The organism is Bizionia saleffrena (assembly GCF_008086175.1).
GTDB classification, from domain to species: domain Bacteria; phylum Bacteroidota; class Bacteroidia; order Flavobacteriales; family Flavobacteriaceae; genus Bizionia; species Bizionia saleffrena.
Map to the genome: position 1 here is coordinate 1 of NZ_VSKM01000022.1, position 26824 is coordinate 26824.

At 34.0% G+C, this 26824-nt stretch carries 26 protein-coding genes, 2 tRNA genes and 1 riboswitch; of the genes, 13 read left to right on the forward strand and 15 right to left on the reverse strand.

All coding sequences use genetic code 11. The features are described from left to right. Positions 1 to 261 precede the first annotated feature (261 nt). The 5 genes from thrS to ES676_RS14075 all read left to right on the forward strand — a co-directional run bounded on the left by thrS (position 262) and on the right by ES676_RS14075 (position 4477). Positions 262 to 2196 carry a threonine--tRNA ligase gene (gene thrS, locus ES676_RS14055; protein WP_148370963.1) on the forward strand — a complete coding sequence of 645 codons (1935 nt, stop codon included), beginning with the start codon at positions 262 to 264 and terminating at the stop codon, positions 2194 to 2196. A gap of 72 nt (positions 2197 to 2268) precedes the next feature. After that, the gene (gene infC / locus ES676_RS14060) at positions 2269 to 2778 is read left to right on the forward strand and encodes a translation initiation factor IF-3 (RefSeq protein WP_262712312.1); all 510 of its coding nucleotides are present in this window, start codon (positions 2269 to 2271) and stop codon (positions 2776 to 2778) included. Between the two features lie 55 nt (positions 2779 to 2833). Further along, the gene (gene rpmI, locus ES676_RS14065; protein WP_148370965.1) at positions 2834 to 3031 is read left to right on the forward strand and encodes a 50S ribosomal protein L35; all 198 of its coding nucleotides are present in this window, start codon (positions 2834 to 2836) and stop codon (positions 3029 to 3031) included. A gap of 115 nt (positions 3032 to 3146) precedes the next feature. Next, positions 3147 to 3491: a 50S ribosomal protein L20 gene (gene rplT, locus ES676_RS14070; RefSeq protein ID WP_148370966.1), complete on the forward strand. Its 345-nt coding sequence runs from the start codon at positions 3147 to 3149 to the stop codon at positions 3489 to 3491. A gap of 164 nt (positions 3492 to 3655) precedes the next feature. After that, positions 3656 to 4477, forward strand: a complete 822-nt coding sequence (locus ES676_RS14075; RefSeq protein WP_148370967.1) for a Cof-type HAD-IIB family hydrolase — start codon at positions 3656 to 3658, stop codon at positions 4475 to 4477. 38 nt (positions 4478 to 4515) lie between these two features. On the opposite strand, the gene ES676_RS14080 is transcribed toward ES676_RS14075, so the two are convergent. The 12 genes from ES676_RS14080 to tgt form a co-directional block, all read right to left on the reverse strand. Beyond that, a complete protein-coding gene (locus ES676_RS14080) occupies positions 4516 to 5595 on the reverse strand; it encodes an adenylate/guanylate cyclase domain-containing protein (protein WP_148370968.1) in 1080 nt (359 codons plus the stop codon). A gap of 9 nt (positions 5596 to 5604) precedes the next feature. Beyond that, complete coding sequence (locus ES676_RS14085) at positions 5605 to 5874, reverse strand: EF-hand domain-containing protein (protein ID WP_148370969.1); 270 nt, start codon at positions 5872 to 5874, stop codon at positions 5605 to 5607. A 111-nt stretch (positions 5875 to 5985) separates the two neighbouring features. After that, positions 5986 to 8565 carry a LamG-like jellyroll fold domain-containing protein gene (locus ES676_RS14090; protein WP_148370970.1) on the reverse strand — a complete coding sequence of 860 codons (2580 nt, stop codon included), beginning with the start codon at positions 8563 to 8565 and terminating at the stop codon, positions 5986 to 5988. 102 nt (positions 8566 to 8667) lie between these two features. After that, positions 8668 to 9336: a LytR/AlgR family response regulator transcription factor gene (locus tag ES676_RS14095; protein ID WP_148370971.1), complete on the reverse strand. Its 669-nt coding sequence runs from the start codon at positions 9334 to 9336 to the stop codon at positions 8668 to 8670. After that, positions 9329 to 11026, reverse strand: a complete 1698-nt coding sequence (locus ES676_RS14100) for a sensor histidine kinase (protein WP_148370972.1) — start codon at positions 11024 to 11026, stop codon at positions 9329 to 9331. The genes ES676_RS14095 and ES676_RS14100 overlap by 8 nt, the downstream gene beginning before the upstream one ends. 1 nt (position 11027) lies before the next feature. Beyond that, positions 11028 to 12212, reverse strand: coding sequence for an asparagine synthetase B (locus tag ES676_RS14105; protein WP_148370987.1), 1185 nt, complete (start codon positions 12210 to 12212; stop codon positions 11028 to 11030). A gap of 222 nt (positions 12213 to 12434) precedes the next feature. After that, complete coding sequence (locus ES676_RS14110) at positions 12435 to 13460, reverse strand: AI-2E family transporter (RefSeq protein WP_148370973.1); 1026 nt, start codon at positions 13458 to 13460, stop codon at positions 12435 to 12437. 69 nt (positions 13461 to 13529) lie between these two features. Beyond that, positions 13530 to 15062, reverse strand: coding sequence for a replicative DNA helicase (gene dnaB, locus ES676_RS14115; RefSeq protein WP_148370974.1), 1533 nt, complete (start codon positions 15060 to 15062; stop codon positions 13530 to 13532). A 167-nt stretch (positions 15063 to 15229) separates the two neighbouring features. Beyond that, positions 15230 to 16183, reverse strand: a complete 954-nt coding sequence (locus ES676_RS14120; protein ID WP_148370975.1) for an acetyl-CoA carboxylase carboxyltransferase subunit alpha — start codon at positions 16181 to 16183, stop codon at positions 15230 to 15232. A gap of 63 nt (positions 16184 to 16246) precedes the next feature. After that, positions 16247 to 17143: a DMT family transporter gene (locus ES676_RS14125; protein ID WP_148370976.1), complete on the reverse strand. Its 897-nt coding sequence runs from the start codon at positions 17141 to 17143 to the stop codon at positions 16247 to 16249. Continuing rightward, complete coding sequence (locus tag ES676_RS14130; protein ID WP_148370977.1) at positions 17130 to 18200, reverse strand: LptF/LptG family permease; 1071 nt, start codon at positions 18198 to 18200, stop codon at positions 17130 to 17132. The genes ES676_RS14125 and ES676_RS14130 overlap by 14 nt, the downstream gene beginning before the upstream one ends. A 111-nt stretch (positions 18201 to 18311) precedes the next feature. Then, positions 18312 to 19442 carry a tRNA guanosine(34) transglycosylase Tgt gene (gene tgt / locus ES676_RS14135; protein WP_148370978.1) on the reverse strand — a complete coding sequence of 377 codons (1131 nt, stop codon included), beginning with the start codon at positions 19440 to 19442 and terminating at the stop codon, positions 18312 to 18314. Positions 19443 to 19733: 291 nt separating this feature from the next. Here tgt and ES676_RS14140 point away from each other — a divergent pair, with 291 nt between their 5' ends. The 3 genes from ES676_RS14140 to ES676_RS14150 are packed head-to-tail and all read left to right on the forward strand — an operon-like array spanning position 19734 to position 22210. Then, on the forward strand, positions 19734 to 20579 hold the full coding sequence (locus tag ES676_RS14140) for a transketolase (RefSeq protein ID WP_148370979.1): 846 nt from the start codon (positions 19734 to 19736) through the stop codon (positions 20577 to 20579). A gap of 48 nt (positions 20580 to 20627) precedes the next feature. Beyond that, complete coding sequence (locus ES676_RS14145; protein WP_148370980.1) at positions 20628 to 21581, forward strand: transketolase family protein; 954 nt, start codon at positions 20628 to 20630, stop codon at positions 21579 to 21581. Between the two features lie 44 nt (positions 21582 to 21625). Further along, on the forward strand, positions 21626 to 22210 hold the full coding sequence (locus tag ES676_RS14150) for a porin family protein (protein WP_148370981.1): 585 nt from the start codon (positions 21626 to 21628) through the stop codon (positions 22208 to 22210). A gap of 71 nt (positions 22211 to 22281) precedes the next feature. Here ES676_RS14150 and ES676_RS14155 read toward each other — a convergent pair whose 3' ends face one another. Then, positions 22282 to 23268, reverse strand: coding sequence for an FKBP-type peptidyl-prolyl cis-trans isomerase (locus ES676_RS14155; RefSeq protein ID WP_148370982.1), 987 nt, complete (start codon positions 23266 to 23268; stop codon positions 22282 to 22284). Positions 23269 to 23345: 77 nt separating this feature from the next. On the opposite strand from ES676_RS14155, the gene ES676_RS14160 reads away from it, so the two are divergent. Together ES676_RS14160 and ES676_RS14165 are read left to right on the forward strand one after the other, a co-directional pair. Next, positions 23346 to 23720, forward strand: coding sequence for an RNA-binding S4 domain-containing protein (locus ES676_RS14160; RefSeq protein WP_148370983.1), 375 nt, complete (start codon positions 23346 to 23348; stop codon positions 23718 to 23720). A 51-nt stretch (positions 23721 to 23771) separates the two neighbouring features. After that, a complete protein-coding gene (locus ES676_RS14165) occupies positions 23772 to 24275 on the forward strand; it encodes a phosphoribosyltransferase family protein (RefSeq protein WP_148370984.1) in 504 nt (167 codons plus the stop codon). Here ES676_RS14165 and ES676_RS14170 read toward each other — a convergent pair. Further along, a complete protein-coding gene (locus tag ES676_RS14170; RefSeq protein ID WP_148370985.1) occupies positions 24267 to 24785 on the reverse strand; it encodes a shikimate kinase in 519 nt (172 codons plus the stop codon). The two genes, ES676_RS14165 and ES676_RS14170, sit on opposite strands and share 9 nt — an antisense overlap. Before the next feature lie 135 nt (positions 24786 to 24920). Here ES676_RS14170 and ES676_RS14175 point away from each other — a divergent pair. From ES676_RS14175 to ES676_RS14185, 3 genes are all read left to right on the forward strand, one after another. Continuing rightward, a tRNA-Lys gene (locus ES676_RS14175) sits at positions 24921 to 24993 on the forward strand. 56 nt (positions 24994 to 25049) lie between these two features. Further along, positions 25050 to 25135 (forward strand) — tRNA-Leu (locus ES676_RS14180). Positions 25136 to 25237: 102 nt separating this feature from the next. Continuing rightward, positions 25238 to 25335: riboswitch (SAM-I-IV-variant riboswitch) on the forward strand. Positions 25336 to 25396: 61 nt separating this feature from the next. After that, positions 25397 to 25825, forward strand: coding sequence for a hypothetical protein (locus ES676_RS14185; protein ID WP_148370986.1), 429 nt, complete (start codon positions 25397 to 25399; stop codon positions 25823 to 25825). A 197-nt stretch (positions 25826 to 26022) separates the two neighbouring features. On the opposite strand, the gene ES676_RS14190 is transcribed toward ES676_RS14185, so the two are convergent. Continuing rightward, positions 26023 to 26628: an ISAon1 family transposase gene (locus ES676_RS14190; RefSeq protein WP_246130373.1), complete on the reverse strand. Its 606-nt coding sequence runs from the start codon at positions 26626 to 26628 to the stop codon at positions 26023 to 26025. Positions 26629 to 26824 lie beyond the last annotated feature (196 nt).

The following is a 26824-nucleotide window of genomic DNA, read 5'->3' on the forward strand; positions in this document are numbered from 1 at the left end:
AGCGGTCTGGATTACTCACTCCTTGTCTCATTCTAAATATAGGTCGTCGCGATCTCTGCGTTAAGGATTGAGGCTTTGTTGGAGCTCTCCCGATTTTTTATCGGGAAGCGACTGCCGAAAGCCTGACCGCATCGCAAAACAAAACAGTGTTTTGCAATGCGGTAACGCCCAAAATATAATATAAGTGGTAAATAAGCGTATTTTGGTGTTGCTTGGTTATTTAGAACCTATTATCTTTGCTATTCGAATTTAAAATTATTTATGATACATATCACATTACCTGATGGCAGTGTAAAGTCTTTTGATAAAGGGACTACACCAATGGATGTTGCTAAGAGTATTAGCGAGGGATTAGCGAGAAATGTAATTTCTGCAAAGTTTAACGAGACCGTAGTAGAAGCTTCAACGCCTTTAACCGAGGATGGATCGCTAACCTTGTTTACGTGGCAAAATGATGAGGGGAAGAAAGCGTTTTGGCATTCGTCTGCTCACGTATTGGCACAAGCTATACAGGAATTATACCCAGATGCTAAATTAACGATTGGACCAGCTATTGATAATGGATTTTATTATGATGTAGATTTTGGTGCGGTTAGTATTTCGGATAACGATTTTAAGACGATTGAAACTAAAATGCTTGAAATAGCTCGCGGAAAACACGAGTTTACAATGCGAGATGCGTCTAAGGCTGAAGCTTTAGATTTGTATAAGGACAATGCATACAAAACCGAATTAATTGAAAATTTAGAAGATGGTACCATTACGTTTTGTGACCATTCTACGTTTACAGATTTGTGTCGTGGTGGCCATATTCCGAATACGGGAATAATTAAGGCCATAAAAATACTATCGGTTGCTGGTGCGTATTGGAGGGGAGATGAAAATAACACACAGCTTACACGTGTTTATGGTATTACTTTTCCGAAACAGAAAGAGCTTACCGAATATTTACACCTGTTAGAAGAGGCTAAAAAGAGAGATCATAGAAAATTAGGTAAAGAACTGGAATTGTTTACTTTTTCGCAAAAAGTTGGTGCTGGTTTGCCATTATGGTTACCAAAAGGAGCCGCTTTACGTGAACGCTTGGAAGATTTTTTAAAGAAAGCACAGAAGAAAGCAGGATACGAAATGGTAATAACACCGCATATTGCGCAAAAGGAACTGTATGTTACTTCTGGGCATTATGCTAAATATGGTGAAGATAGTTTTCAACCTATTAAGACTCCAAAAGAGGGTGAAGAGTTTTTGTTAAAACCAATGAACTGTCCGCATCACTGTGAGATTTACAACCACGCGCAGTGGTCGTACAAGGATTTACCTAAACGTTATGCAGAATTTGGAACGGTTTATCGTTATGAGCAGAGTGGTGAGTTACATGGTTTAACCCGTGTAAGAGGATTTACTCAAGATGATGCCCATATTTTTTGTACTCCAGACCAATTAGATAAAGAATTTAAAGAGGTTATTGATTTAGTACTCTACGTTTTTGGCTCTTTAGGGTTTGAAAACTTTACTGCGCAAGTCTCTTTAAGAGACCCTAAGACTCCCGAAAAGTATATTGGTAGTCTCGAGAATTGGGAAAAAGCGGAGCAAGCTATTATAAGCGCTGCGAAAGATAAAGGCCTAAATTACGTGATTGAAACAGGGGAAGCTGCCTTTTATGGTCCGAAATTAGACTTTATGGTCAAAGATGCCTTAGGGAGACAGTGGCAGTTAGGAACGATTCAAGTAGATTATAATTTACCAGAACGTTTTGAGTTGAGTTATAAGGGTAGTGACAACGAAATGCACAGGCCAGTAATGATACACCGTGCTCCGTTTGGTAGTATGGAGCGTTTTATAGCTATTTTATTAGAGCATACAGGAGGAAATTTTCCGCTTTGGTTGATGCCAAATCAGGTCTCTGTATTAACTCTGAGCGAAAAATATGAGAAATACGGTAAAAAAGTTTTAAATTCGTTAGAAAATTACGAAATTCGCGCTCTTCTAGACAATAGGAATGAAACTATAGGAAAGAAGATTAGAGAAGCCGAAATGAGTAAGACACCATATATGATTATTATTGGTGAGAATGAAGAACAAGAAGGAAAAATATCTGTAAGACAGCACGGAGGAGAAGACTTAGGCACGATTAGTGTTGAAGAGTTCTCTAAGATTGTTACTACAGAAATCAGTAAAACATTAAAGGAATTTTAAAAAATAAGTTTAACTAAAAATATATAAGTCATAGCAATACGTAGAAAAAGATCAAGAGGACCTTTAAGAGTCATTAAAGAAGACCAACACAGAATTAACTCTAAAATTAGAGCTGAGAAAATACGTCTGGTTGGAGAGAACGTTGAAGTAGGAATATATTCAACCAAAGATGCTTTAGCAATAGCAGTAGAACAAGAGTTAGATCTTGTTGAGATTTCGCCAAAAGCCGATCCTCCTGTTTGTAAAGTTATGGATTATAAAAAGTTTCTTTACGAACAGAAGAAACGCGATAAAGCGATAAAATCTAAAGCGTCTAAAGTAATCATAAAAGAAATTCGATTTGGACCACAAACCGACGACCATGATTATGAGTTTAAAAAGAAACACGCCGAGAAGTTTTTAAAAGAAGGTGCTAAATTAAAAGCATTTGTATTCTTTAAAGGACGATCGATTGTGTTTAAAGAACAAGGACAAATACTATTGTTACGATTAGCTCAAGATTTAGAAGAGCTAGGAAAAGTCGAGCAAATGCCTAGATTAGAAGGTAAACGTATGACGATGTTTATTGCTCCTAAAAAGTAAATTCTTTATTAAGGAAAACATATTATAAGCGAAATAATTAAAACTAAGACACAAGATGCCTAAAATGAAAACAAAATCTAGTGCTAAAAAGCGTTTCAAGCTTACTGGTACTGGTAAAATAAAAAGAAAGCACGCGTTTAAAAGTCACATTTTAACAAAGAAATCTAAAAAACGTAAGCTAGCTCTGACGCATGATACATTAGTACATAAGGCAGACAAGAACAATGTTAAAATTATGTTACGTTTAAAGTAATATTTTTTTAACCGGTTACAATAATTATAAACCCTGGAGTTAGGCTTGGACTTAAATTTAATTAAGACACCTTAAAGTGTTCTAAGAACCGCCTACTACAAAACACATTTAAAATATGCCAAGATCAGTAAATTCTGTAGCCAAAAGAGCCAGAAGAAAAAAGGTGCTTAAACAAGCAAAAGGTTACTTCGGACGTCGTAAAAACGTTTGGACAATAGCAAAAAACGCGGTTGATAAAGCGATGCAATATTCGTACAGAGACCGTAGAGTTAAAAAGAGAACATTCCGTGCTTTATGGATTACGCGTATTAACGCAGGAGCTAGAATACACGGTATGTCTTACTCACAATTTATGGGTAAAGTAAAGTCTAATAATATTGAGTTAAACCGTAAGGTTTTAGCTGATTTAGCAATGAACAACCCAGTAGCTTTTGAAGCGATTGTAAACAAAGTAAAGTAAGGCATTTTGCCAATTAAAACTATAATTTCGCTTATATAACTAAATCCGATTCTGTATTGAATCGGATTTTTTTTGTGTAAAAATATTGTAAACCGTTAATACTTTAGCCATCGGAATACCGAACAGTAAACCCTATATTTAATAAGAAACTTTAAAACAGCACAATGCATATATCTCAAGTGAAATTGATAATTACAGATATGGACGGCACTTTACTTAATTCTAACCACGCCGTAAGTAACCGTTTTTTTGAATTGTATAAAGAGTTACAACGACACAACATCATTTTTGTCGCTGCCAGTGGAAGACCCTATTATAGTCTTATTGAAAAACTAGCACCTATAAAAGATGATATTATCTTCATTGCTGAAAATGGAGGCTTAGCAATTGAGAAAGACCATATTTTATTGTCTACTCCTATTAACGCTAAAGATTTGCACACTTTAACGACTTTAATAAACACTCTTGAAGACACACATCCTGTGTACTGCTCCAAAAATAAGGCGTATGTAAAGAGTAAATCGGCGGCCTTAATGGGATTGCTTTCTGAATATTATAAGAACTATGTGGTGATAGCTGATGAAAGTGAGATTAAAGAAGACGTTTATAAAATTGCTTTATACCACGAAGAAAACTCAGAACAATACATATACCCTCATGTTAAGCATTTAGAAAAGAAATTTAAAGTAAAAGTTTCTGCAAACCATTGGGTAGATATTTCTGAAAACTTAGCCAATAAGGGACACGCTTTACAATTATTACAAGAAAAGTATGGAATCAGTAGCGCCGAAACTATGGCTTTTGGAGATTATAATAATGATATTGAAATGTTAGAAGGTAGTTATTTTAGTTATGCTATGGGTAACGCTCATCCCAACGTGAAGGCAATAGCACGCTTCGAAACTATTACAAACGACGAAAATGGTGTAGAATGTGTTCTCGAACAGTTGCTTTTAGCAAAGAGAGCATTGGTTTTAAAACAGTAATTACTTTAGATTAGTCTTATTCACCCCACATCTCAAATTCAACTTCCTGTTTTTTTATGAATAGCCGATATTTTAAGACTATCTTCTTTTCCTTTTAAATACAAATCACCTATAAAGGTTTGCGATAGTTTACGGCTTAGTTTTAACTCTTTTAGCAATTCGTTGGAACATAATAAAAATTCGTTGTATTTATTACACTCATCTTGAATACGCGCTGTTGTATTTATGACATCGCCATGGTATGCTATTTCCTTTTTAACACTTCCAACTTCGGTAACAATTAGTTTTCCTCCGTGAACACCTGCCTTAAAAGTTGGTGTCAATCCGTATTTCTTAGTGTAGTATTTACCTCTTTTATCTAAGCGGTACTGGAAATGAAAGAAGATTTCTAAGCAATTATTATATTTAATTCCGCTTTTATAGTCCCAACTTAACACCGCTTCGTCTCCCACATACTGATAAATTTGTGCATTATACTTCCCAACTATCCGATTTAAATCGAAAAAGCAATCTTGAATTAATTCGCTGTATTTGTAATGGCCCAATTGTTCGGCTATTGTAGTTGACGATTGCAAATCGAGAAACATAAAGATGCGTTTTTCCTCTCTTGGTTTTCTATATTTACCAATTAAGAAATTAAAGAATACTCCTTTTCCAAACTTTTCGTTGGCTATTTTTAAAAACGAAAACACTAAAGAGCAAATTAGAAAATAGGCAACCACCAACCAAAAAACCTGGTTTGTTTGCCACCAACCTAGCTCGTCGTTGTCTAGATTGAGATCCATTGTGGCTTCCACTAAAGAAAACACATAACTTAATGCGAGAATTAAACCTAGTAAATAAATGAAGGATTTCTGTAATAGAATTAACCCTAGCGAAAAATTTTTGAATAAGTAATTATCGAAAAGATATTCTACTATAGCAAATAAGGTACCTATAATACCCCCTAAAATAACCCCGAGATATAAAATTTCTTTTATGAGCGATTCTCCATTATCAATGCCTTCCTCCTCGCCTAACGCGTGGTAACGTATAAAAATAAATAAACAGAAAGCGAAAGACCAAAATAGAATGGTAGATGCTAAAAGCTTCAAGAAGTTTAGTAAATCGAGTTTCAAGTGCGTTTTTTAATTTAAAATTTCGTCGATAGCAAACTTAAACTCACTCCAGCTTACAGAACCATTTGTGTCTTTATCGTATGCCTCAATTAGTTTTACAGCCACAACACCTCTAATAAATCCGCTAATTTCAGCGTCTTTTAAAAGATTTATAATTTCCTTCTTTGATAGTTTGCCATCTCCATTATCATCAAAAAACTGAAACGCTTTTTCTGGTGAATCGAAATTTTTGGTCATCAGTATTTGAATTTTGTTTAATATGACTTCTTTTGTGGACATTAATTTAAATTTACTTAAAAGTAAGGAATAAAATTTGCTTTTAACAGAATTAATTTCATAAAAAAAGGCCACATTACTGCGGCCTCTGATAAATAATATTTTTTTTAATTCTTAATTTTTAATCACTTTTTTAGAAAACTCACCTGATTTGGTTTGTATTCTTAATAGATATATTCCGTTGCTAAAACTTGTCATATCCAACGTAGTCATCGTGTCATTATTAGATTTACTTATTAGTACTCTACCGTTAATATCATAAATAGTTACTTGCATATCTATTCCTATGTTATTATTTATAATTAGTAAACCCCGTGTTGGATTTGGATAAATTGCGATGTCGTTTAACATTACATTATCGTTAACTCCCAATGTTTCATCTACAGTTACTACAATTTCTACACGTTCGCTTTCACACCCATTATTGTTTGAACTAGCAACCCAATAGGATGTTGAGCCCACTGTATCTGTATTTGGTGTTGGCAAATTTACATCTCCTGCTCCTCCAGTTTCTGTAGTATACCACATTAAACCTGTACCTCCTGATGTTGCTGTTAATTCGCTAGCGGTATCTCCTTCATTGTAAACTATAGGAGAAGTTACTGTTGGTATTGTAGGTATTACAGAACCAGTAGTCACCGGAGAACCTGCTATCCAGTTACTTGAGGTTCCTGTTAAAGCAAAGTTTGTTAATGTTCCATTATTTCCAAATGTGGTGTCATCAATTAAAGTAGTAATGCCTGTGTTATCGGCTTCTGCAGCACCTTGATTAAATTTATAATAGGCAACTAAACCTGTTTCAGTACCTTGTAATTCGCAGTTTTTACTTCTATTAATCTGTTCAGCTGTTCTCGCGACGTTCCAAATACGAACATCATCTATAGAAGCATCCAGAAATCTATCAGAATAATTAAGATCTTTTCCTAAGCTTAAGTTTTTATTAGCATTACCAACAGTGATTGAAAAAGATTGAGAAGCGACCTGAATACCATCTACATATATTTTTGCTGTTGTACCATTATATACACCTGCAATATGATGCCACGTATTTTCACTTATACTATTTGCTGGAGAAAATGTTTCATTCCAACCCGCATTTGCTACTACAAAATTTACAACACCATTGCCTCCTGCTCTTAACATATATCCAGAAGTATTTGCTCCATCATTTTTATTAATTATATTTCCTAAAAATGAAGCTGACGCAAAAGAATTAAAATTCACATAAGCTTCTAACGTAATCGTATTTCCTGTAATTTGTAAACTAGAATCATCTCCACAATCTACATAATCGTTGATACCTCCCAAATTTAAATGTGTTGCGGCTTCATAAACGTTTACTACAATTTCAATACGTTCACTTTCACAACCACTATCGTTTGTACTAGCAACCCAGTAAGAAGTTGATCCTACGATTAAAGTATCTGGTATGGGTGCTGTTGTGGCTCCTAAACTTCCTGTTTCTTGAGTGTACCACATAACACTTGATCCTCCTGATGTTGCGGTTAGTTCACCTGCAGTATCTCCTTGAGTATACGTTAAAGGTGTCGTTGCTGTTGGTACAGATGGTATTGTAGAACCCGTTATAACAGGCGAACCTAATAACCAGTTACTGGTTACACCTGTTAATGCAAAGCTTGTTAATGTTCCAACATTATTATTGGTTGAATTATCTGTTAGGGTTGTAATAGTTGTATTATCTTCTGAATCATACCCTTGATTACACTTATAATACGCCAATAAATCTGATTCGTCACCTTGTATTTCACAGTTCTGTCTTCTAATAATATCATCAACTGACAATGCTTTATTCCAAATTCGGACTTCGTCAATATCACCATTAAAATAAACACTTGGCGTTAAATTACTCGCACCTAAAACTATATAACCAAAATCTTGAGTTGAAAAATGTGTATCTGTACCAACTAAAACACCATCTACATATAAAGTTCTTTCGGTTAGTGTAACAATTTCTGCTACATGATGCCAATTATCATCGTTATAGGTTAATGCAGAGGTTATAGTATGTGCGCCTCCATCAAAAACATACGCATTTAAATTACCATTCTGGAGATATATTGTTTTATTAAAACCACCAGAATTAGGTAAATCAGAATCTGCGTTATTAAATAATGTTCCATTAGGGCTCGAGGTTTTAAACCAGAGCTCGTGTGTGTAATTATTTTCTTGAATATTAGAAGCTCCTATGTTTATACTTACATAATCATCCACTCCATCAAAATTTAAATGTGTTGCTGGATTAAAAACTTCAATTTTTTGAGTTGTTGATGTTAAGCTATCCGTCATACCACAACCAGTAGTTGAAGGTTCTGACAAAACTGCGTAGTAATAATAAGTTCCCGGTATAGTTGTATCTGGTAAATGATTTTTAAAATCTTGAACGTTAATTTGTGCTAATGTAGACACGACCATTTCGTTTATTAAAACACCATTAGTAGTTGAATTAGTAACATTTCTATACCACGAAATTTTATAATTAGTTGCTATTTGTGGTTGAGAATTTCCATAGGCACAAAAAGAAATTGGCAGCTGTAATGAATTTGGTGTTTCATTTAACACATAGGTTGCGCTTCCTGTTAAAGGATCAATATCTGTTACTTGAATATAATAATTAGCGTTAGCAAAATTAAGACTAATAAAAGCCACAAAAAATAAGTAAAATTTTAATTTCATATAGTGTAGGTTTAGTTATGAATAATAATGCTGCAAAACTAAATTTTAATATATAAAATAGAACAAACAAGGTCTAAAGCGCTTTATTTTGTATGTAGAATACTACTTAAAATATTTAGCGTAAGTTCTTGATAACGGAATCTCTAAACCATTAACTACTACAGAATTTGAAGTTACGCGCTCTACTTTACTTTTGTTTACTATATAAGACCTGTGTGACTTTATAAATAAATCTGAGGACAGTTTTTCTTCAAGAGCAATTAAAGACTGTCTAACAATATATTTCCTTGACGTTGTCTGAATAGTTACGTAGTTACCATCTGCAACAAAATACCTAATGTCTGAATGTTTTAAGTTAACTGTGTCATAACCATCTTTAAACTGAAACGTTTGCATTTTTCTTTTATATATGGCTAGCCTAATAGACGCTAAAACATCTACTTTTTTTAGTGGTTTCGTTAAATACGCATCAGGATTTGTTTGCAAAGCCTCATTCATTGATGTAACATCGTGCTGACCTGTAATAAATATAACGACAGCGCTGTCATTTTTAGCTTTAGACAACTCTATTCCTGAGTTTACACCTTTTAAATTGATATCCATTAAAATAATATCTGGTAAAAAAGCGGTCATTTCCTGCACTGCTATTTCTTTATTATTTGCTATTCTAATTTTGGTAAAATGTTCTTCCTCTAAAAGATCGGCTATATATTCTGCTATTATTATTTCATCCTCAACAATAAGAATTTTTGAAGCACTCTCTTTAATCATTCTCAATTTCTTTTACTACTGAAAAAGAGAAACCATCAGCCGTGTTAATTGTATACTCCATTTCTAATTGACGACAGATTTTATCTATCAGTTTTGGTTTAATAATTGTATTTATAGTGGTTAATCCGTTATCAGAATAGACAAAAAAAAGCCTGTCATTATATTTTATTTCGAAATTAATTTCTTTATCCTCTTGATTATTAAAAGCATACTTTATAGAATTTATACATAACTCGGTAAGTAATAATCCAAAATACATAGCATAATCTGTGGGGATCTCTACAGAAGCAATTTTAAAATTGACTTGAATGTCATTTTCCTTAAAGACATCGAAAAAACTGGTTTTCACATCGTTTAAATAACCGTTAATGTCCACTTTTCTTTTGTCTTCATTTTTATATAAATGTCTATGTAACGTAGAAATGGCCTCTACTTTTGTCAAAATGTTTTTGAGTTGGAAACGTTCTTGATCGGACGTTTTCTTTAATTGATCTGAAATAAGAATAATAACCAATTGCAAATTATTATTAATACGATGATTAGCCTCACTTAATAGAAATTCGTTCTCTTGTGATAGTATTTGAAGCTGTTTATTACTTTTTCTTGATCTTCTTAGAAAATAGACAAATAATAAAACCACTGTAATAGAAAAGACAAACAATCCGGTTGCCACATAGAGCTTTACTTTATTGGATGCCAAAGCTCTCTTTTGGTTTAAAATCTCTAAGTTATTAATTTTAATTTGACTCTCTTTAGCTGCCAGATCGTATTTTTCTTCTAGTTCGAATAGAAATTCATTGTGCTCCTTTTTATAATATATATCGGTAAGTTTAAGTCTAGTTTCTAAATACTCATAAGCTTTTTCTATATTTCCTAATTTCTCATAACAATTACGAACATTATCGGTAAATAAAATTTCGTTAAAAAGCGAATTATTCCCTTTCGCGAGTTTCAATGCTTGCATTGACTCTTTTAAACCAGTCTCAAACTGTTTATCTTTTATTAAAATTCTTGTATAATTAACATAGGCGTCCGCTTGCTGTTGCACTAAATTATTAGCTATCGAAAAAACTATTAATTCTTGAAGATAATCTATGGCTTTGTCATATTGTTTGCGCTCCTCATAAACACCAGAGATTTCTAGTGTAGAATAAAAAACAACATCTTTGTCATCTCTCTTCTTCGCCAATTGTAATGCTTTATCTGCGTAAAACAATGTCGAATCGGGAATCCTAAAATATTCTGAAAAAAGCGCCGCCTTTCTGCCATAATACTTAGATAACATAGCATCATCAATTTTAGTGTTCTTTAAAATCACTTCTGCTTTATCTAACTGTGAAGAAGCCTGCCTATACAACGTTCTTTTTCTATAAAATTCAGCCTTTTTTACGTGGTAGAAAAACGCGATAGGCTTATTGTTACTACTCTTGATTTTTTTATAAGCTTTTAAATAAAAATTGTTCGCTGTGTTAAAATCTAATTGTAATTTATAAATCTCTGCTAACCCCAAAAGCAAATAGATTTCTTGCTCTTTATTACTAGGCTCTAGTAAGTGCTGGTCGTAATACTTAATGGCTTGATCTAATTTATTTTCATAAATTAACTTTTGACCAAAATCGACAATGTTATCGCTCTGTGAAAAGGACACTTGAGATATAAAGTAGAGTATTGAGATTAATAGATATTTCATTCTAAGTTTTCTGCTTCTTCTTTTTAGCGGCTGGAAACAAGACGTTATTTAAGATTAAGCGATAACCAGGTGATGTAGGATGCAAATCGAGTTCGGTTTTTGGGTCGCCCACTTTATGTGTATAATCTTCTGGATCGTGGCCGCCATAAAAAGTAAAAAAACCTTTTCCTTTTATACCATGTATATATTTTGCTTCTTGATTGGTTCGGTTTTCTCCCATAACTAAGACATTCGGTTTAATTAATTCTCGGGCGAATGCGGTGGTTTGTCCCATAAACCCCTTTACTAAAGCGGTGTGATTTTGACATAGCATTGTAGGAATAGGATCCCATTTTGCCGAGAAATCCATCAATGAAAAGTAATCAGTTTCTTTAGGAATGCTGCGCTTACTCGTCATATCGATACTAGAAAATTCGTAGACTAAAGGACTGCGTTCTAAAATATAATCGGTAAACGCCAGTGTTTTATGGTAATCTAATTTAGATTGGTAGTTGGGCTCACTCGGGTCGTCATCGAACATTGGCTCGCAAATATCGACTCCATTGGCCGATAAAGCAATATCAAAACTATCGGTGGCACTACACATAGCAAACATAAAGCCACCACCCACAACATAATCTCTAATTTTTAGTGCGACATCACGTTTGGCTTCAGATACTTTGTTATAACCCAATGATTTTGCTAACGCTTCGGCTTCTTTCTTTTCTTCGATATACCACGATGCGCTTCGGTAATTTCTATAAAATTTACCATATTGCCCCGTAAAATCTTCGTGATGTAAGTGTAACCAATCGAATAACAATAAACCATCGTCTAAAACTTCTGTATCATAAATAGTTTCGTAAGGAATCTCAGCGTACGTTAATACCATTGTTACGGCATCATCCCAAGGCGATTTTCCGTTGGGAGTATACACAGCAATTTTTGGTGCTTTTTCTAAAACCACTGCCGCCATATTTTTACTTGGACTACTAATAGTCTCTAAAATCTCCTCAGTATTTGTATTGCTTAAGACTTCAAAGCTAACACCTCTAATTTGGCATTCGCGTTGAACAGCCTTAGAATCTGGCAATAAAAAGGAACCACCACGATAATTGAGTAACCATTTAACCTTTATATTTCGAGCTAACGACCAATAGGTAATACCGTAAGCCTTTAAATGATTTTTTTGAGTGTCGGCATCCATAGGAATTAAAATATAGGACGCAGATGCGTTCGAGGTTAATAGTAAAAATGCGAGGTAAAAAATATACTTTTTCAATTTCTTATTCTTTTTATTACGCTCACTACACCTTTTAAAACTTCAGGTTTCTTTTATTTTGTAAGCATTAGAAAGATAGTTAAAAAACAGGCTTTTTAATACACTTTTACTTTTATCTTACATTTTAGAAATTAAAAACTCGCCAATTTAAGATATCATAGTGGCTACGCCTTTAGTACTATTAAATTGCTCCAATATAATTTTTAGAAACACAGTAATTGGAATGGCCATTATAAGTCCCGGAATACCCCAAATAAAGCCCCAAAACATTAGCATAACCAAAACGGTAATAATATTTATAGAAAATGATTTTCCCATAAATATAGGTTCTAAAATAGAGCCAAATAATATTTGAACCCCAGAAATAGCGATTATAAAAAACAGTAACGTACTACCCGTTTCTAATTCTACAAAGGCAAAAATAGAGAGTAAAATAATAGTAATAAAAGAACCAACCATCTGGACGAAGTTTATTAAGAATGCAAAAATCCCCCAAAATATAGGAAAACTAACATCAAAACCATAGCAAGCTAAAGTTATTCCAACCCCGGTTAACAAACTTACAATAAACTTTACTTTAATGAATTTTATAAGATCTTTCTCAATTTTCCTAAAGGTTTTTATTGAGGTATGCTTTTTCTTTAATAGTGTTTTATTTAATACTTTTTCTATATTTATGGATTCCGCTAACCACAATACCACAAAGAAGGTCGTCATTAATAAAGCCGTTAAAAAGCTACTGACAAAACCAAAAGTTGTCCCAAAGTTTTTTACAAGGGCATCTTGATTTATGTAGCTCGATAAACTTTTATCGGCTGCCGTACCACTTGCCGTACCAAAAAAGGTTTCCACATCAAAAATGAGTGTTTTAATTTTAGTTTCTGCTTTTTCAAAAAACTGAGAATCTGAAGCGACAATTTCTTTACTAGACAGTTTAACCACCTCTGCTCCGAGCTTAATGCCTAAGAAAATAATAATCATTACGATAATTATACTTATTATTTTTGGCACTTTACGACGTCTTAAAAAACGCATTAAGGGCAAAAACAACAATGCTATAAACATTGAAAACACAAGTGGTACAAAAATAAACGACAATACTTTTAACAAGTAAAATATTATAGGTATTACTATAACTAATAGTAACATATTTGTGGTACGGATTTTATCCATTTTGGCTTCTAAATGATTTTATATTTTATATCACAAAAGTACTAAAAAAGTTTATTGAAATGCTGTTTTTTAAAACGGAACATCGTCATCTTCGGGAGAACCAAATGCATCTTGTGGTGTTGCCGAAAATCCACCAGAACTAAAAGTATCTTCTCCTTCGTTTTCATTCATTTTACTATGAAATTCTTGACCAAAAGGCGTATCAAAATCATCCAGGTTATCGAACTTACCAAGGTTACCAATAAATTTAAGTCGAATATTTTCTAAACCACCATTACGGTGTTTTGCTATAATAAACTCGGCTTGACCAGCAGTTGGAGAATGATCGTCGTCGTCCCACTCATCAATTTTATAATATTCGGGACGATAAATAAACGATACAATATCGGCATCTTGCTCAATGGCTCCAGATTCACGTAAATCGGATAATAAAGGACGTTTACTTCCTCCCCTAGTTTCTACAGCACGCGATAACTGCGATAACGCAATTACCGGTACACTTAATTCTTTTGCTAACGCCTTAAGGTTTCGCGAAATTGTAGAAATTTCTTGCTCTCTATTTCCTCCACTTCCTGCAGCCGTCATTAACTGCAAGTAATCGACAATAATCATCTTAATACCGTGTTGTGAAGCCAAACGTCTTGCCTTTGCGCGTAAATCGAAAATAGAAAGTGATGGTGTGTCATCAATAAAAAGAGGTGCTTTTTCTAACGCCTTCACTTTCACATTAAGCTGCTCCCACTCATGCTTTTCTAACTTCCCTGTTCTTAATTTTTCTGAGGATAATCCAGTTTCACTAGAAATTAAACGTGTTATTAATTGTACGGATGCCATCTCTAAAGAGAAAAAGGCTACTGGTATATTATGGTTAACAGCAATATTTCTGGCCATCGATAATGTTAAGGCTGTTTTACCCATACCTGGACGTGCGGCAACGATAATTAAATCACTTTCCTGCCACCCTGAGGTTAATTTATCTAATTTATCAAATCCTGAAGGAATACCACTCATCCCTTCTTTCTTTGAAATTTCTTCAATTTTCTTTTTCGCTAGAATTACTAAATCTTGAGCCGTTTCACTCGATTTTTTAATATTTCCTTGCGTTACTTCATATAACTTCGACTCTGCTTTATCTAACAGATCGAAAACATCCTGAGTCTCGTCGTAAGCATCCTCGATAATTTCACTCGATATTTTTATTAAGCTACGCTGAATAAATTTCTGTAAAATAATACGTGCATGAAATTCGATATGTGCAGAAGAAGACACCTTTTGGGTTAAAGATATAAGGTAAAAATCGCCGCCTGCAGCTTCTAACTTAGCATTTGTTTTTAATTGCGTAGAAACGGTTAATAAGTCAATAGGTTGACTCTCTTGAAACAACATAAATATCGCTTCAAAAATATGCTGATGTGCTTCTTTATAGAAGGCATCAGCGCTTAAAATGTCGATAACTTCATCTACCCCTTTTTTATCGATCATCATTGCCCCAAGCACAACTTCTTCTAAATCAGTTGCTTGTGGCGGTATTTTACCACGCTCAAGATTAATAATCTTGTTTTTGTCGACTGGATAGCCTTTTAATTGATTGGGTTGGTTCATGAAAGCTAAAGTAAATAAATTGTTCTGAAAATGTGTCTTATAAAGTTAATCAATCTTAACAGGTAATGAACATTTTGAGTGTTAATAACTTGAATTTCTTGTTAATAAGCATAAAAAAATCTGAAAGACTAGCTTTCAGATTTTACTCTATATAGGTTTTAAGACTACTACCCTTTGAATACTCCCATTTGAGAATATTTGTCCATACGATTACTTACTAAATCTTTTGATGATAACTTTTTTAATTCGTCGTATGCTTTTTCAATGGCTGTTTGTACCGAAGCAAATGTTTTTTGACGGTTACTATGGGCACCACCAAGTGGTTCCTTTATAATTTCGTCTACTAGCTTCATTTTTTTCATATCTGTAGCCGTAAGTTTTAAAGATTCTGCGGCTTGTTCCTTATATTCCCAACTTCTCCATAAAATTGAAGAGCAAGATTCTGGAGAAATTACAGAGTACCATGTGTTTTCTAACATCATCACTTTATCTCCAACACCTATTCCTAAGGCACCACCAGAAGCACCTTCACCTATAACAATAGTTATAATAGGTACTTTTAAGCGGGTCATTTCTAATATGTTTCTTGCAATAGCTTCGCCTTGACCGCGTTCTTCTGCTTCTAAGCCCGGGTAAGCACCTGGAGTATCTAATAAGGTAATTACTGGAATACCAAATTTCTCGGCAGATTTCATTAAACGTAACGCTTTACGATAGCCTTCAGGATTTGCCATCCCAAAGTTTCTGTATTGGCGTGTTTTAGTATTGGTTCCTTTTTGCTGACCAATAATCATATAACTCTGGTCTCCAATTTTACCAAGACCACCAATCATCGCTTTATCATCTTTAAAGCATCGGTCGCCGTGTAATTCTAAAAAAGTATCACCACAAAGCGCCTTGATATAATCTAAAGTGTAGGGTCTTTCTGGGTGACGCGACATTTGCACACGTTGCCATGGCGTTAGATTTTTATATATATCTTTCTTAGTATCTTTAAGTTTTTGCTCTATTTGTTTACAGGTTTCAGAAACATCAACTTCACTTTCCGAACCAATAATCTGGCATTTTTGGAGCTGTTGCTCTAGCTCTTTTATAGGTAATTCAAATTCTAAATATTCCATTGGGAAATATTGTTTAATTTTTTTGTTAGTGTACAAATATAAAAACTTTAATCGGCTTATGTGTTAAGACCGTTTCCTTTTTATATATTTTATGTTTTTAATAATGCCATTTAATAAGACAGTACCTAGTATTATTGCTGCTCCAAAATAAAATGATGACGACATATTTTCTGACTCTGGAAAAAGTATAAGCGCCACTACAATGCCATAAATAGGCTCTAAGTTAAACGTTAATACTACCGTATAGGGACTTATGTAACGCATAACATACACTGCAGCTATAAAAGCGTATGCTGTACATACAGAGGCTAAAATAATTAAATAACTTAAGTCTGAAACGCTGATATTAAAATGACTTGCTGTAAACCCATTACCGAAAAAATAAATGAATATAGAAATAAATAATACCCCACTTACAAACTCGTAAAACGAAATTTTAGTGGCCGAATGTGTTTCCTTAAACTTCCCATTTAATACGGCGAATAATGACGATAAAAAAGCTGACAAAATACCCAAAAGGATTCCTTTTATGTAGCGTATTTCACCCTGCATTAAAATGTAAACACCAACAATAACTATACAACCAAAAATAATTTCATACCAAATCACTTTGCGTTTATAAACTAAGGGTTCTATTAATGAGGCAAAAAAAGCACCGGTTGAGAACATTGCTAAAGCAATAGACACATTGGAGACGTCGATAGATTCAAAAAAAGTTATCCAATGTAACGCGATAACTACTCCAGCCCCAGCTAGTCTCATTAAGTCTCTACACCCTATTTTAATATCGACGTTAGCTATTTTAATGTAAATAAACATTAAAATTGAAGCGATAAGCATTCTATACCATACTAAAGCAACCGCTTCTATGGTGATTAGTTTTCCTAAAATAGCGGTAAACCCTGCTATAAAAACTAAAAGATGTAAATGAAGGTAGTTTTTTAATTTATCGTTTGGCATTGATAAGAAGAATAACAGCTATGATTCCAAAGATAATATTTGGAAACCACACAGCCAATAACGGAGAAAAGTCTGATTGCGAGGCTAAGGTTCCAAATATCTTATCGAAAAACACAAACACCATAGCAATACAAATACCAAATGCTAAGTTTACTCCCATTCCTCCCCTTCTTTTACGATAGGATACGGCCACCGCTATAATGGTTAATATAAATACCGAAACTGGTAAACTCCATTTTCTATATAATTCTAATTTATAGCGCCCAATATTAGACGATCCTCGTTTTTCTTCACGGTCTATAAAATGAACAAGTTCGTTATATTTTAAGGTTTCTGCTATATATTCCTCAGGGGTTAAATCTTCTAAATCGAAAGAAAACAGTGTATCTTTTCGCCGTGTTACCTCGAGAATATCGTGGTGTGCATTAATCTTTCTTTTTACGTAGTTATTTAATCGGTACGTAGAATCTTTTTCAATATAACGAATTCTATCAGCACTAATTTTAAAGCTCATTTTACCATCGTTAAAATGCTCTAAGGTAAAATTTCGACCAGTTTTAGACTTAGCGTCAAAATTACTAACGTAAATAATATCGTTATCGTTAATCTGTTTCAATACATTAGTATTAACCTCTTTCCTTCCTTTTAGGTATTTATACTGAAAATCATTAAATCCCTTACTGGCATTTGGTGCTAAATATAATCCTAATAAAATTGAGAATGCAGCAACGCTAGTTGCTCCAAAAATATAAGGCCTTAAGAAACGAGAAAAGGAAACACCTGAACTTAAAAAAGCGACAATTTCTGTGTTATTTGCGAGTTTGGAGGTGAACCAAATCACGGATAAAAATAAAAATAACGGAAATAATAAGTGCGCAAAGTAAATGGTGAAATCTAAGAAATAGATTAAAATCTCACCCATAGGCACATTGTTATCTATAATTTTACCAATTTTCTCGGCGAGGTGTACTGTTATTCCAATAGGAATAAATAGCATAATCATCACCGCGAAAGTTAATAGATAACGTTTTAATATGTACCAATCGAGTATTTTCAATGTTTCGATTTAAAAGCTCTACGAATAGAGTAATTAATGGATTTTTAGGGTTTTATTTTTATGCTACTGCTTTAAAATAGTATAAAATCAAGAATTTAAAATTAAACCGATTTACAAACGTTTATCCATTTGCTTTACCATTTTATCTTTCCATGTTCTAAAACCTCCTGCTAATATATGTTTTCTTGCTTCTCTAACCAACCACATATAAAAACCTAAGTTGTGAATAGTCGCTATTTGTTTCGCCAAAAGTTCGTTTACACTAAATAAGTGGCGTAAATAAGCTTTAGAATACTCGGTATCTACGAAGGTCATTCCCATTTCATCAATTGGAGAGAAATCTTCGCGCCATTTTAAATTTTTAATATTTATGGTACCGTGAGCCGTAAAAAGCATTCCGTTTCTGGCATTACGAGTCGGCATTACACAATCGAACATGTCGACTCCTAAAGCAATATTCTCTAGGATATTAATTGGTGTTCCCACCCCCATTAAATAGCGGGGTTTATCTTCCGGTAAAATAGCTGTTACCACTTCGGTCATTGCATACATTTCCTCAGCAGGTTCACCCACAGACAATCCGCCAATAGCGTTTCCAACTGCTCCAGCATTCGCGATATATTCGGCAGACTGCTTACGTAAATCCTTGTAAGTACTTCCTTGAACAATCGGGAAAAAAGCTTGAGAATAGTCGTATTTTAAAGGTGTTTTATCTAGATGTGAAATACAGCGATCTAACCAACGGTGCGTCATGTGCATCGACCGTTTTGCATAATTATAATCGCAAGGATATGGCGTACACTCGTCGAAGGCCATAATAATATCGGCACCAATACTACGTTGAATTTCCATTACATTTTCTGGAGTAAAAAAATGGTAACTTCCGTCAATGTGCGATTTAAACTTTACCCCTTCCTCTTTAATTTTTCTATTTGCAGATAAAGAATACACTTGGTATCCTCCAGAATCGGTTAAAATATTTCGATCCCAATTCATAAATTTATGTAAACCACCCGCTTTTTCTAAAACGTCTATTTGTGGTCTCAAGTACAAGTGATAGGTATTACCTAAAATAATATCTGGATTAACCTCCTCCTTTAACTCTCTTTGGTGAACACCTTTAACAGTACCAACGGTACCTACGGGCATAAAAATCGGAGTTTCAATAATACCGTGATCGGTTGTAAGTACTCCCGCTCTAGCGTTACTTTGTGTATCTTTTCCTTTTAAATCGAATGTCATAGTGCATTGTAATCTTCAGTTCGCAAACCTACTATAATTTTTTAATTTTTAAATTCTATTTATGATTATTTTAGGCAGATTATGTCTGTTATCGTTAAATTAAAAGACTTCCCCTTAAAATAAAGGAAACTGTCGCGTACACGACATAACACGTTTTATCTGAGAACTTTTCAGCGTTAATACTTAAAATTGTTAGCAAATTATTGGCTTTGGTTGATAAGTGCCGTTAATCTGTTTTGTATAAACTATATAATAAACTATTTTTGCAGTATATAAATTAAGCTAAATAAAATGCCAAACACACAACAACTAGAAGACATTACAACCCAAGTGCGCAGAGATATTTTACGTATGGTTCACAAAGTAAACTCTGGACATCCTGGGGGTTCTTTAGGCTGCGCAGAATTTCTTGTAGCACTTTATAACGACATTATGGACAGAAAAGATGGTTTTGATATGGACGGAATTGGAGAAGATTTGTTTTTTCTTTCTAACGGCCACATTTCTCCAGTTTTTTATAGTGTTCTTGCACGAACAGGTTATTTTCCTGTAGACGAATTAAGTACGTTTCGTTTATTAAATTCACGTTTACAAGGTCACCCAACAACGCACGAAGGTTTGCCAGGAATAAGAATCGCTTCTGGTTCGTTAGGTCAAGGTATGAGTGTTGCCTTAGGTGCTGCTCAAGCTAAAAAACTTAACGGTTGTAAGCATTTAGTATATAGTTTACATGGTGATGGTGAGTTACAAGAAGGCCAAAATTGGGAAGCCATTATGTATGCTGCCGGTAATAATGTGGACAATCTTATTTCTACAATCGATTTAAACGGTCAGCAAATTGACGGTGCTACAGAGACTGTTTTATCTTTAGGAAGTGTGCGTGCTAAGTTTGAAGCTTTTGGATGGATTGTTATTGATATTGAAAAAGGAAATAATATAGAAGCGGTTTTAAAAGGAATGGCCGAGGCGAAATCTAAAACTGGCAACGGCAAACCTGTTTGTGTATTACTACATACCGTAATGGGTAACGGTGTCGATTTTATGATGCATACGCACGCTTGGCACGGAAAAGCGCCTAACGATGAGCAATTAGCTGAAGGCTTAAGCCAAAACGCTGAAACTTTAGGAGATTATTAAACCAATATCTAGTTCAATTTAAAACATCCCTTTTTTAGGGCATTATTTATGAAAACATACGAAAACACAGGAAATAAAGATACACGTTCAGGTTTTGGAGCAGGGTTAACAGAGCTTGGAAAAACAAATGAAAATGTCGTTGCATTGTGTGCCGATTTAATTGGCTCGCTAAAAATGGACGATTTTAAGAAAAATAATCCAGAACGTTTTTTTCAAGTCGGAATCGCTGAAGCCAACATGATTGGAATGGCTGCTGGTTTAACTATTGGAGGAAAAATACCGTTTACAGGAACCTTTGCTAACTTTTCTACCGGTCGTGTTTACGATCAAATAAGACAAAGTGTTGCCTATTCTGGAAAGAATGTAAAAATTTGTGCTTCTCACGCGGGGTTAACTTTAGGTGAAGATGGTGCAACACACCAAATATTAGAAGATATTGGGCTAATGAAAATGTTGCCAGGTATGACCGTGATTAACCCTTGCGATTACAACCAAACAAAAGCAGCAACACTAGCCATTGCAGATTATGAAGGCCCTGTTTATTTACGTTTCGGGAGACCGTCGGTAGCAAACTTTACGCCTGAAGATCAAAAATTTGAAATAGGAAAAGCTCTACATCTTGTTGATGGTGCCGATGTTACCATTGTAGCCACTGGACATTTAGTTTGGGAAGCTTTAGAAGCTTCAAAAGAATTAAATGAAAAAGGAATTTCGGCTGAAGTCATTAATATTCACACCATAAAACCGTTAGATGCCCAGGCAATTATTGATTCTGTAAGTAAGACAAAATGTATAGTCACTGCTGAAGAGCATAACCATTTAGGAGGTTTAGGAGAAAGTGTTGCCCGTGTGTTATCGCAACATAAACCAACCCCTCAAGAGTTTGTAGCAACCAACGATACTTTTGGCGAATCTGGAACTCCAGCGCAGCTTATGGAAAAATATGGATTGAATAGTGACGCCATTGTTAAAGCTTGCGAAAAAGTAATATCAAGAAAATAAATTAGATTAATTGTCGTTTTAACTAATCACACAAAACGATGATTATGAAAAAAATAGTAACTACCGCTTTGTTTTTAGTGGCAATCACTTCAGTTTTTGCGCAAGAACAAAGCGGTTTTGGTTTAAAAGGAGGTGTTAATTATAATGCCAACGGCGATTATTATAATGCTGCAAAGCAATCGTCCGAAAGCCCAGAATCGACCATAGGCTACCATATAGGCGTTTTTGGTAAAATGGGGGGGAACTTTTATTTTCGCCCCGAATTAATGTATACTAAAACAGAAACTGATTATTCTTCAGGTAGTTTTAAATTACAAAAACTAGACGCACCACTTTTAGTCGGTTTACATATAATTGGTCCATTGCAAGTGTTTGCAGGCCCCTCTCTACAGTATATTATAGACTCAGATTTTGAAAATGCAACTATCGGCGATTTTAAAAGTGATTTCACCGTGGGACTCAATCTAGGTGTTGCATTAAGCTTTAATAAAGTAGGGATTGATCTCCGCTACGAAAGAGGTTTTAATGACAAAGAAGTATCTTTAATTAGTGATAACTCCACGACTAATATAAACCGTTTAGATGTGCGAGCGCATCAGCTTATTTTATCGTTATCAATTTTACTATAGTGTTTAAAATTAATCACAAAAAAAAGCCAACTCGTTCGAGTTGGCTTTTTTTTTGTGATTTGCTTTTTATATTAGTTGTTCTCTATAGATTCGGTAGATGTTGCGTCTAAATAATTAGGCGTTCCGTTTGCATTTGTATCATCATTAGTAGGATCTCCGTCTTCATTAATATCTTCATAACGTGTTAAAACACCGTCACCATCATCATCATTATCAATAAAATTTGGCAATCCGTCGCCATCAGTATCATCGCTAAAACCATAACCATCACCTTCTAAATCTTCTAAGTGTGAAGGCACGCCATCTAAATCAAAATCGGTATTACTTCTTGTAATAACTCTAAATCTAAAGAAAACAGGAGAGTAACTAGGTATTTCATTTACAGTAGAAGAAAAATACCCTAACCCTGAAGGCACAAAAACAGCACCAATTCCATGATTATGATAAACTGTTTCTCCACTAGCGTTATCGGTAAACCCTTCAGAAGCTTTAAACTTTACCAAGCCTTCTCTAAATCCGGTAATAACTCCAGCTTGAGCGCCCACAGCTGTTAAATTAAAAGACGTATTAACCGTTACAGCGCTATCAAAAATAGTCCCATCTGGCAAAGATCCTTTATAGAGTACAGATGCTTTATCAAGACGGTGAACATCGTCTCCTAAACCTTCTCTAACTTTTAATATATAGAGCTCATAATCTACCCCATCTTGATATACCGTATCTATTTCTAATTTTGGATACGTAGCACTATTTAAAAAAGACATAATAGACAAATCTGTAGACGTTTCCGTGAGCTCGGTAAATTCTATCTTATAAGAATCGTTTGGCGTTATAGTTGGTGGCGATGTAGATAAATCACTATAAGCAAGATTTTCTTGGAATTCAGCATAATTAAAAGTGTGACTTTCTAAAAACGCTTCAATGTCGACTCTATTTTCATTATAAACTTCTTGTCTGTCTCTTTCAATAAATTGAGTGGTAAACTCATCATCCTTTTTACAAGACACCAGAATAATACCGATAGCAAATGTTACTAAGAAAAGTTTTGTTATTTTCATAATGCTTATTTTTGCTGCAAGATAAGTTTAAATATAATTTTGTACAATATCATTAACGTAGAATTTAAATTAATTATATGCGAATAGATAAGTATTTATGGTGTGTGAGATACTATAAAACCCGAAGCATTGCCACAACGGCATGTAAAAAAGGACATATTAAGGTAAACGGACAAGCTGCAAAACCTAGTCGTGATGTATTTGCGACCGATAAAATCGAATTAAGAAAAGATCAAATAAACTATTCTTTATCTATTCTAGATGTGCCACCAAATAGGGTTGGTGCTAAACTAGTAGATATTTACAGAGTGGACACCACCCCGAAATCAGCTTTTGAAGCGCAAGAGTTGTTGAAACACGCAAAAGATCACTATAGAAAAAAAGGGACTGGACGCCCCACAAAAAAAGACCGAAGAGATATCGATGATATTTATAAAGAAAATGAATCGTAAAAATTGGTTTTAATAACAATTCAACTCTATATTTGACTAAAATAACTTCGTATGACAACTTTAAAAAACAGTATTTTATCTCACGACGAGATTAATCATAAAATAAAGAGAATTGCTTATCAAATTTATGAAAGCAATATGGATGAAACTGAAGTTATTTTGGCAGGAATTGATCGCAATGGCTATATTTTAGCTAAAAAACTAAAAACGGTATTAAGTAAAATTTCGCCTATAGCGCCTATTCTTTGCAAAGTGAGCATTGACAAGAAAAACCCTAGAGCAGTAATTAAAACGTCTTTAAAACCTGAAAAGTATACTAACAAATCTGTGGTATTAATTGACGATGTTTTAAACTCTGGAACCACTTTAGTTTATGGTGTACGCCATTTTTTAGACGTTCCTTTAAAACAATTTAAAACGGCTGTTTTAGTTAACAGAAACCACAAAAAATTCCCTGTAAAAGCCGATTTTAAAGGCATTTCGTTATCGACTTCATTAAACGAACACATCGATGTTATTCTAGAGGGCAAACATTTTGAAGCCCGATTACAATAGTTTTAATTGAAGTTCTTCTAACATTAATTCAGAATTTTTATTAGCATCTACGGTAAAATTGGCTTGGTTATAAAAATAGGAACGTTCAAATAAATGCTTACCAATAAACTCTGTAAGTAAGTCTTCAGTTTTTATATGTGCAATTAATGGGCGTTGGTGCTTTTCTTGCTTTAAACGTTCTACTAATGTAGGTATCGACGCTCTTAGATACACCGATTTTATATTTTCTGCAGTGCCTATTACGTCCATATTATCGTAATAACAAGGCGTTCCTCCCCCTAAAGCAATAATAATGGTGTCCTCACGCGCTAACACTTCTTGCAAGTATTTGCGTTCCACTTTTCTGAAATAAAGCTCACCGTGCTCTTCAAAAATAGATTTTATCGACTTATTTTCTTTCAACGCTATATAATTATCTAAATCTATAAATTCGTATTTTAAAATTGTAGATAGTTTTTTGCCAATAAAAGACTTGCCTGAAGCCATATATCCTAAAATAATTATTTTCATTTTTTGAGCTTATGAATTGATTTTGAAAAACATAGAAAATTGCTTTGCAAAAAAACGAAAAAAAAAGCAATACAGACTTGTGTAATTGATAAAAGGTTATATATTTGCACCCGCAATAAGGCTACAAAAAACATTGACCTGGTAGCTCAGTTGGTAGAGCATCTCCCTTTTAAGGAGAGGGTCCTGGGTTCGAGCCCCAGCCCGGTCACTAAAAAAGTTAAGCATCGCTTAACTTTTTTTTTGCTTTATATTTTTTTTAATACTGCGCACGTGGCGAAATTGGTAGACGCGCTGGCTTGAGGGGCCAGTGACCGCTTTAGGTCGTGGAAGTTCGAATCTTCTCGTGCGCACTTTAAAAAATCATCTTTTAATTTATACCCTATTCAATATTTTTATACATTTCTCTATAGTTACTGTATATTTTGTAGTCTCATTTAATTTTTCTATATTTATAACTTCATTATGAATCTCTTTAATGAGATAGCAACCTGCGACAACACGCGAAGGTGCTTAAACAATGAGCCTTTACAAAGGAAAAAAGTGTTTAAATCCTCACTTTATTTTAGCTTATTTGTTATCGCAGTGTTTTATTAATCTTAAACATTATAACTATGAAAACTGAATTAATTAAACTAAAATTGAAAGCAAACTCCTCAACTGGAGAAACTGCTCTGCACATTAAGAACACATTTATTAAAGCTTGCGAATCGCTAGACACTTCCATTTTTGAACCTTTAATAGAGGAAGATCAGAATTTTCAAGATCTTGATAAATATAGGTTTCTAAAGTCTATGAAAGTTGTATTTGACTCTTGTAAAGAAAAAGGATTTAAACAAACCACGATGATTAAAGGTCACTGCGAAAGTTGCTATTGTGATCATAAAGTATATCAATTTTACACCAACCAACTTGTACCCGCTTTTGCCTACATTATACACGAGGAAAACAGCCAAATTGAAGACATCTTTGCGTGCAACTTAAGTAGTGGTATGAGAGTTGTTGAAATGGGTAATTTACTAAATTACGATTTTTGGAAATAAATTCCAATCCTATTCTAGCTACTTAAATCTAGTCTTTTAAAATGTCACGAAAAATAAAATTCAAAACATATCTGAGTTTAGAAATGGTATTCTACAATATAAAATTCGATGAAGTCCCAACAAACTACGTTCATAAGGAGTGGTGATTACACGATACAACTATCGAAGAAATAGGGGATCATTCCTAAATGTTGTGTTTAAGCAAAAATAGTAGTCAATCTAAAAAGGAAAAATTCTATATTTTTGACACCTCTAAATTGTGTTCTAAAGGCTTTAATTTTTGCGTTAAAGGATTCTGCGGATGCATTTGTGCTTTTATTTATGAAGTAATTTAAAATTGATTTGTAGTTAATATGTATTGTGTTAGCTATAGTATTGAAGGCTTTAAACCCAGATTTCTCTACCTGATTATACCAATGTGCTAATTTAATTGAACTGGCTGTATTAAAGAGAGTTCGAAGTTCTTGCGTTAAGTTGTGAGCGATTTTAATATCTGGATATTCATTAAATAATATCTTGCTTCTTTGATACTGATTTCCTGTCCATTTAGATGGTGCTTTGTAAAGTAGATACCTGCTTCTTGCTGGAAGTTGTTTTCTTGTATCTCCATTAGTAAAAATCCGTGGTTGATAGCCTTTTTTAAATGTCCTAGCTTGTTTTATTTCTTCGTTTTCAAGATCTATTGCCTCCCATCTGTGTTTTATTCTAATATTCTGTAATGCTTCTAGAGCAAGTTTCTGTACGTGGAAACGATCTGTTACTTGTATTGCTTTTGGGAAGTATCTTTTAGCAATAGTCTTCATAGAGTTTGCCATATCCAAAGTAATTTCTAGAACTTTAATTCTTTTCTCTATGGGTGTTTTTAGCAGTTACTCTACAATAGGTTCGACTTTGGTGCCTGAAAATATGGCTACAATTGCTCCTTTCTTCCCTTTTGCTTTTTTGTTGGTAATAATGGTATAGAGTTCCCCCTTTGGATAATGCTGTTTCGTCAATAGA

What these genes read in the sequence shown, in the direction of transcription:
- thrS (WP_148370963.1), top strand. Translation starts at nt 262, where the DNA reads ATGATACATATCACATTACCTGATGGCAGTGTAAAGTCTTTTGATAAA.
- rpmI (WP_148370965.1), top strand. Translation starts at nt 2,834, where the DNA reads ATGCCTAAAATGAAAACAAAATCTAGTGCTAAAAAGCGTTTCAAGCTT.
- rplT (WP_148370966.1), top strand. Translation starts at nt 3,147, where the DNA reads ATGCCAAGATCAGTAAATTCTGTAGCCAAAAGAGCCAGAAGAAAAAAG.
- ES676_RS14075 (WP_148370967.1), top strand. Translation starts at nt 3,656, where the DNA reads ATGCATATATCTCAAGTGAAATTGATAATTACAGATATGGACGGCACT.
- ES676_RS14085 (WP_148370969.1), bottom strand. Translation starts at nt 5,874, where the DNA reads ATGTCCACAAAAGAAGTCATATTAAACAAAATTCAAATACTGATGACC.
- ES676_RS14090 (WP_148370970.1), bottom strand. Translation starts at nt 8,565, where the DNA reads ATGAAATTAAAATTTTACTTATTTTTTGTGGCTTTTATTAGTCTTAAT.
- ES676_RS14095 (WP_148370971.1), bottom strand. Translation starts at nt 9,336, where the DNA reads ATGATTAAAGAGAGTGCTTCAAAAATTCTTATTGTTGAGGATGAAATA.
- ES676_RS14100 (WP_148370972.1), bottom strand. Translation starts at nt 11,026, where the DNA reads ATGAAATATCTATTAATCTCAATACTCTACTTTATATCTCAAGTGTCC.
- ES676_RS14105 (WP_148370987.1), bottom strand. Translation starts at nt 12,212, where the DNA reads ATGGATGCCGACACTCAAAAAAATCATTTAAAGGCTTACGGTATTACC.
- ES676_RS14110 (WP_148370973.1), bottom strand. Translation starts at nt 13,460, where the DNA reads ATGGATAAAATCCGTACCACAAATATGTTACTATTAGTTATAGTAATA.
- dnaB (WP_148370974.1), bottom strand. Translation starts at nt 15,062, where the DNA reads ATGAACCAACCCAATCAATTAAAAGGCTATCCAGTCGACAAAAACAAG.
- ES676_RS14120 (WP_148370975.1), bottom strand. Translation starts at nt 16,183, where the DNA reads ATGGAATATTTAGAATTTGAATTACCTATAAAAGAGCTAGAGCAACAG.
- ES676_RS14125 (WP_148370976.1), bottom strand. Translation starts at nt 17,143, where the DNA reads ATGCCAAACGATAAATTAAAAAACTACCTTCATTTACATCTTTTAGTT.
- tgt (WP_148370978.1), bottom strand. Translation starts at nt 19,442, where the DNA reads ATGACATTCGATTTAAAAGGAAAAGATACACAAAGTAACGCTAGAGCG.
- ES676_RS14140 (WP_148370979.1), top strand. Translation starts at nt 19,734, where the DNA reads ATGCCAAACACACAACAACTAGAAGACATTACAACCCAAGTGCGCAGA.
- ES676_RS14145 (WP_148370980.1), top strand. Translation starts at nt 20,628, where the DNA reads ATGAAAACATACGAAAACACAGGAAATAAAGATACACGTTCAGGTTTT.
- ES676_RS14150 (WP_148370981.1), top strand. Translation starts at nt 21,626, where the DNA reads ATGAAAAAAATAGTAACTACCGCTTTGTTTTTAGTGGCAATCACTTCA.
- ES676_RS14155 (WP_148370982.1), bottom strand. Translation starts at nt 23,268, where the DNA reads ATGAAAATAACAAAACTTTTCTTAGTAACATTTGCTATCGGTATTATT.
- ES676_RS14160 (WP_148370983.1), top strand. Translation starts at nt 23,346, where the DNA reads ATGCGAATAGATAAGTATTTATGGTGTGTGAGATACTATAAAACCCGA.
- ES676_RS14165 (WP_148370984.1), top strand. Translation starts at nt 23,772, where the DNA reads ATGACAACTTTAAAAAACAGTATTTTATCTCACGACGAGATTAATCAT.
- ES676_RS14170 (WP_148370985.1), bottom strand. Translation starts at nt 24,785, where the DNA reads ATGAAAATAATTATTTTAGGATATATGGCTTCAGGCAAGTCTTTTATT.
- ES676_RS14185 (WP_148370986.1), top strand. Translation starts at nt 25,397, where the DNA reads ATGAAAACTGAATTAATTAAACTAAAATTGAAAGCAAACTCCTCAACT.
- ES676_RS14190 (WP_246130373.1), bottom strand. Translation starts at nt 26,628, where the DNA reads ATGAAGACTATTGCTAAAAGATACTTCCCAAAAGCAATACAAGTAACA.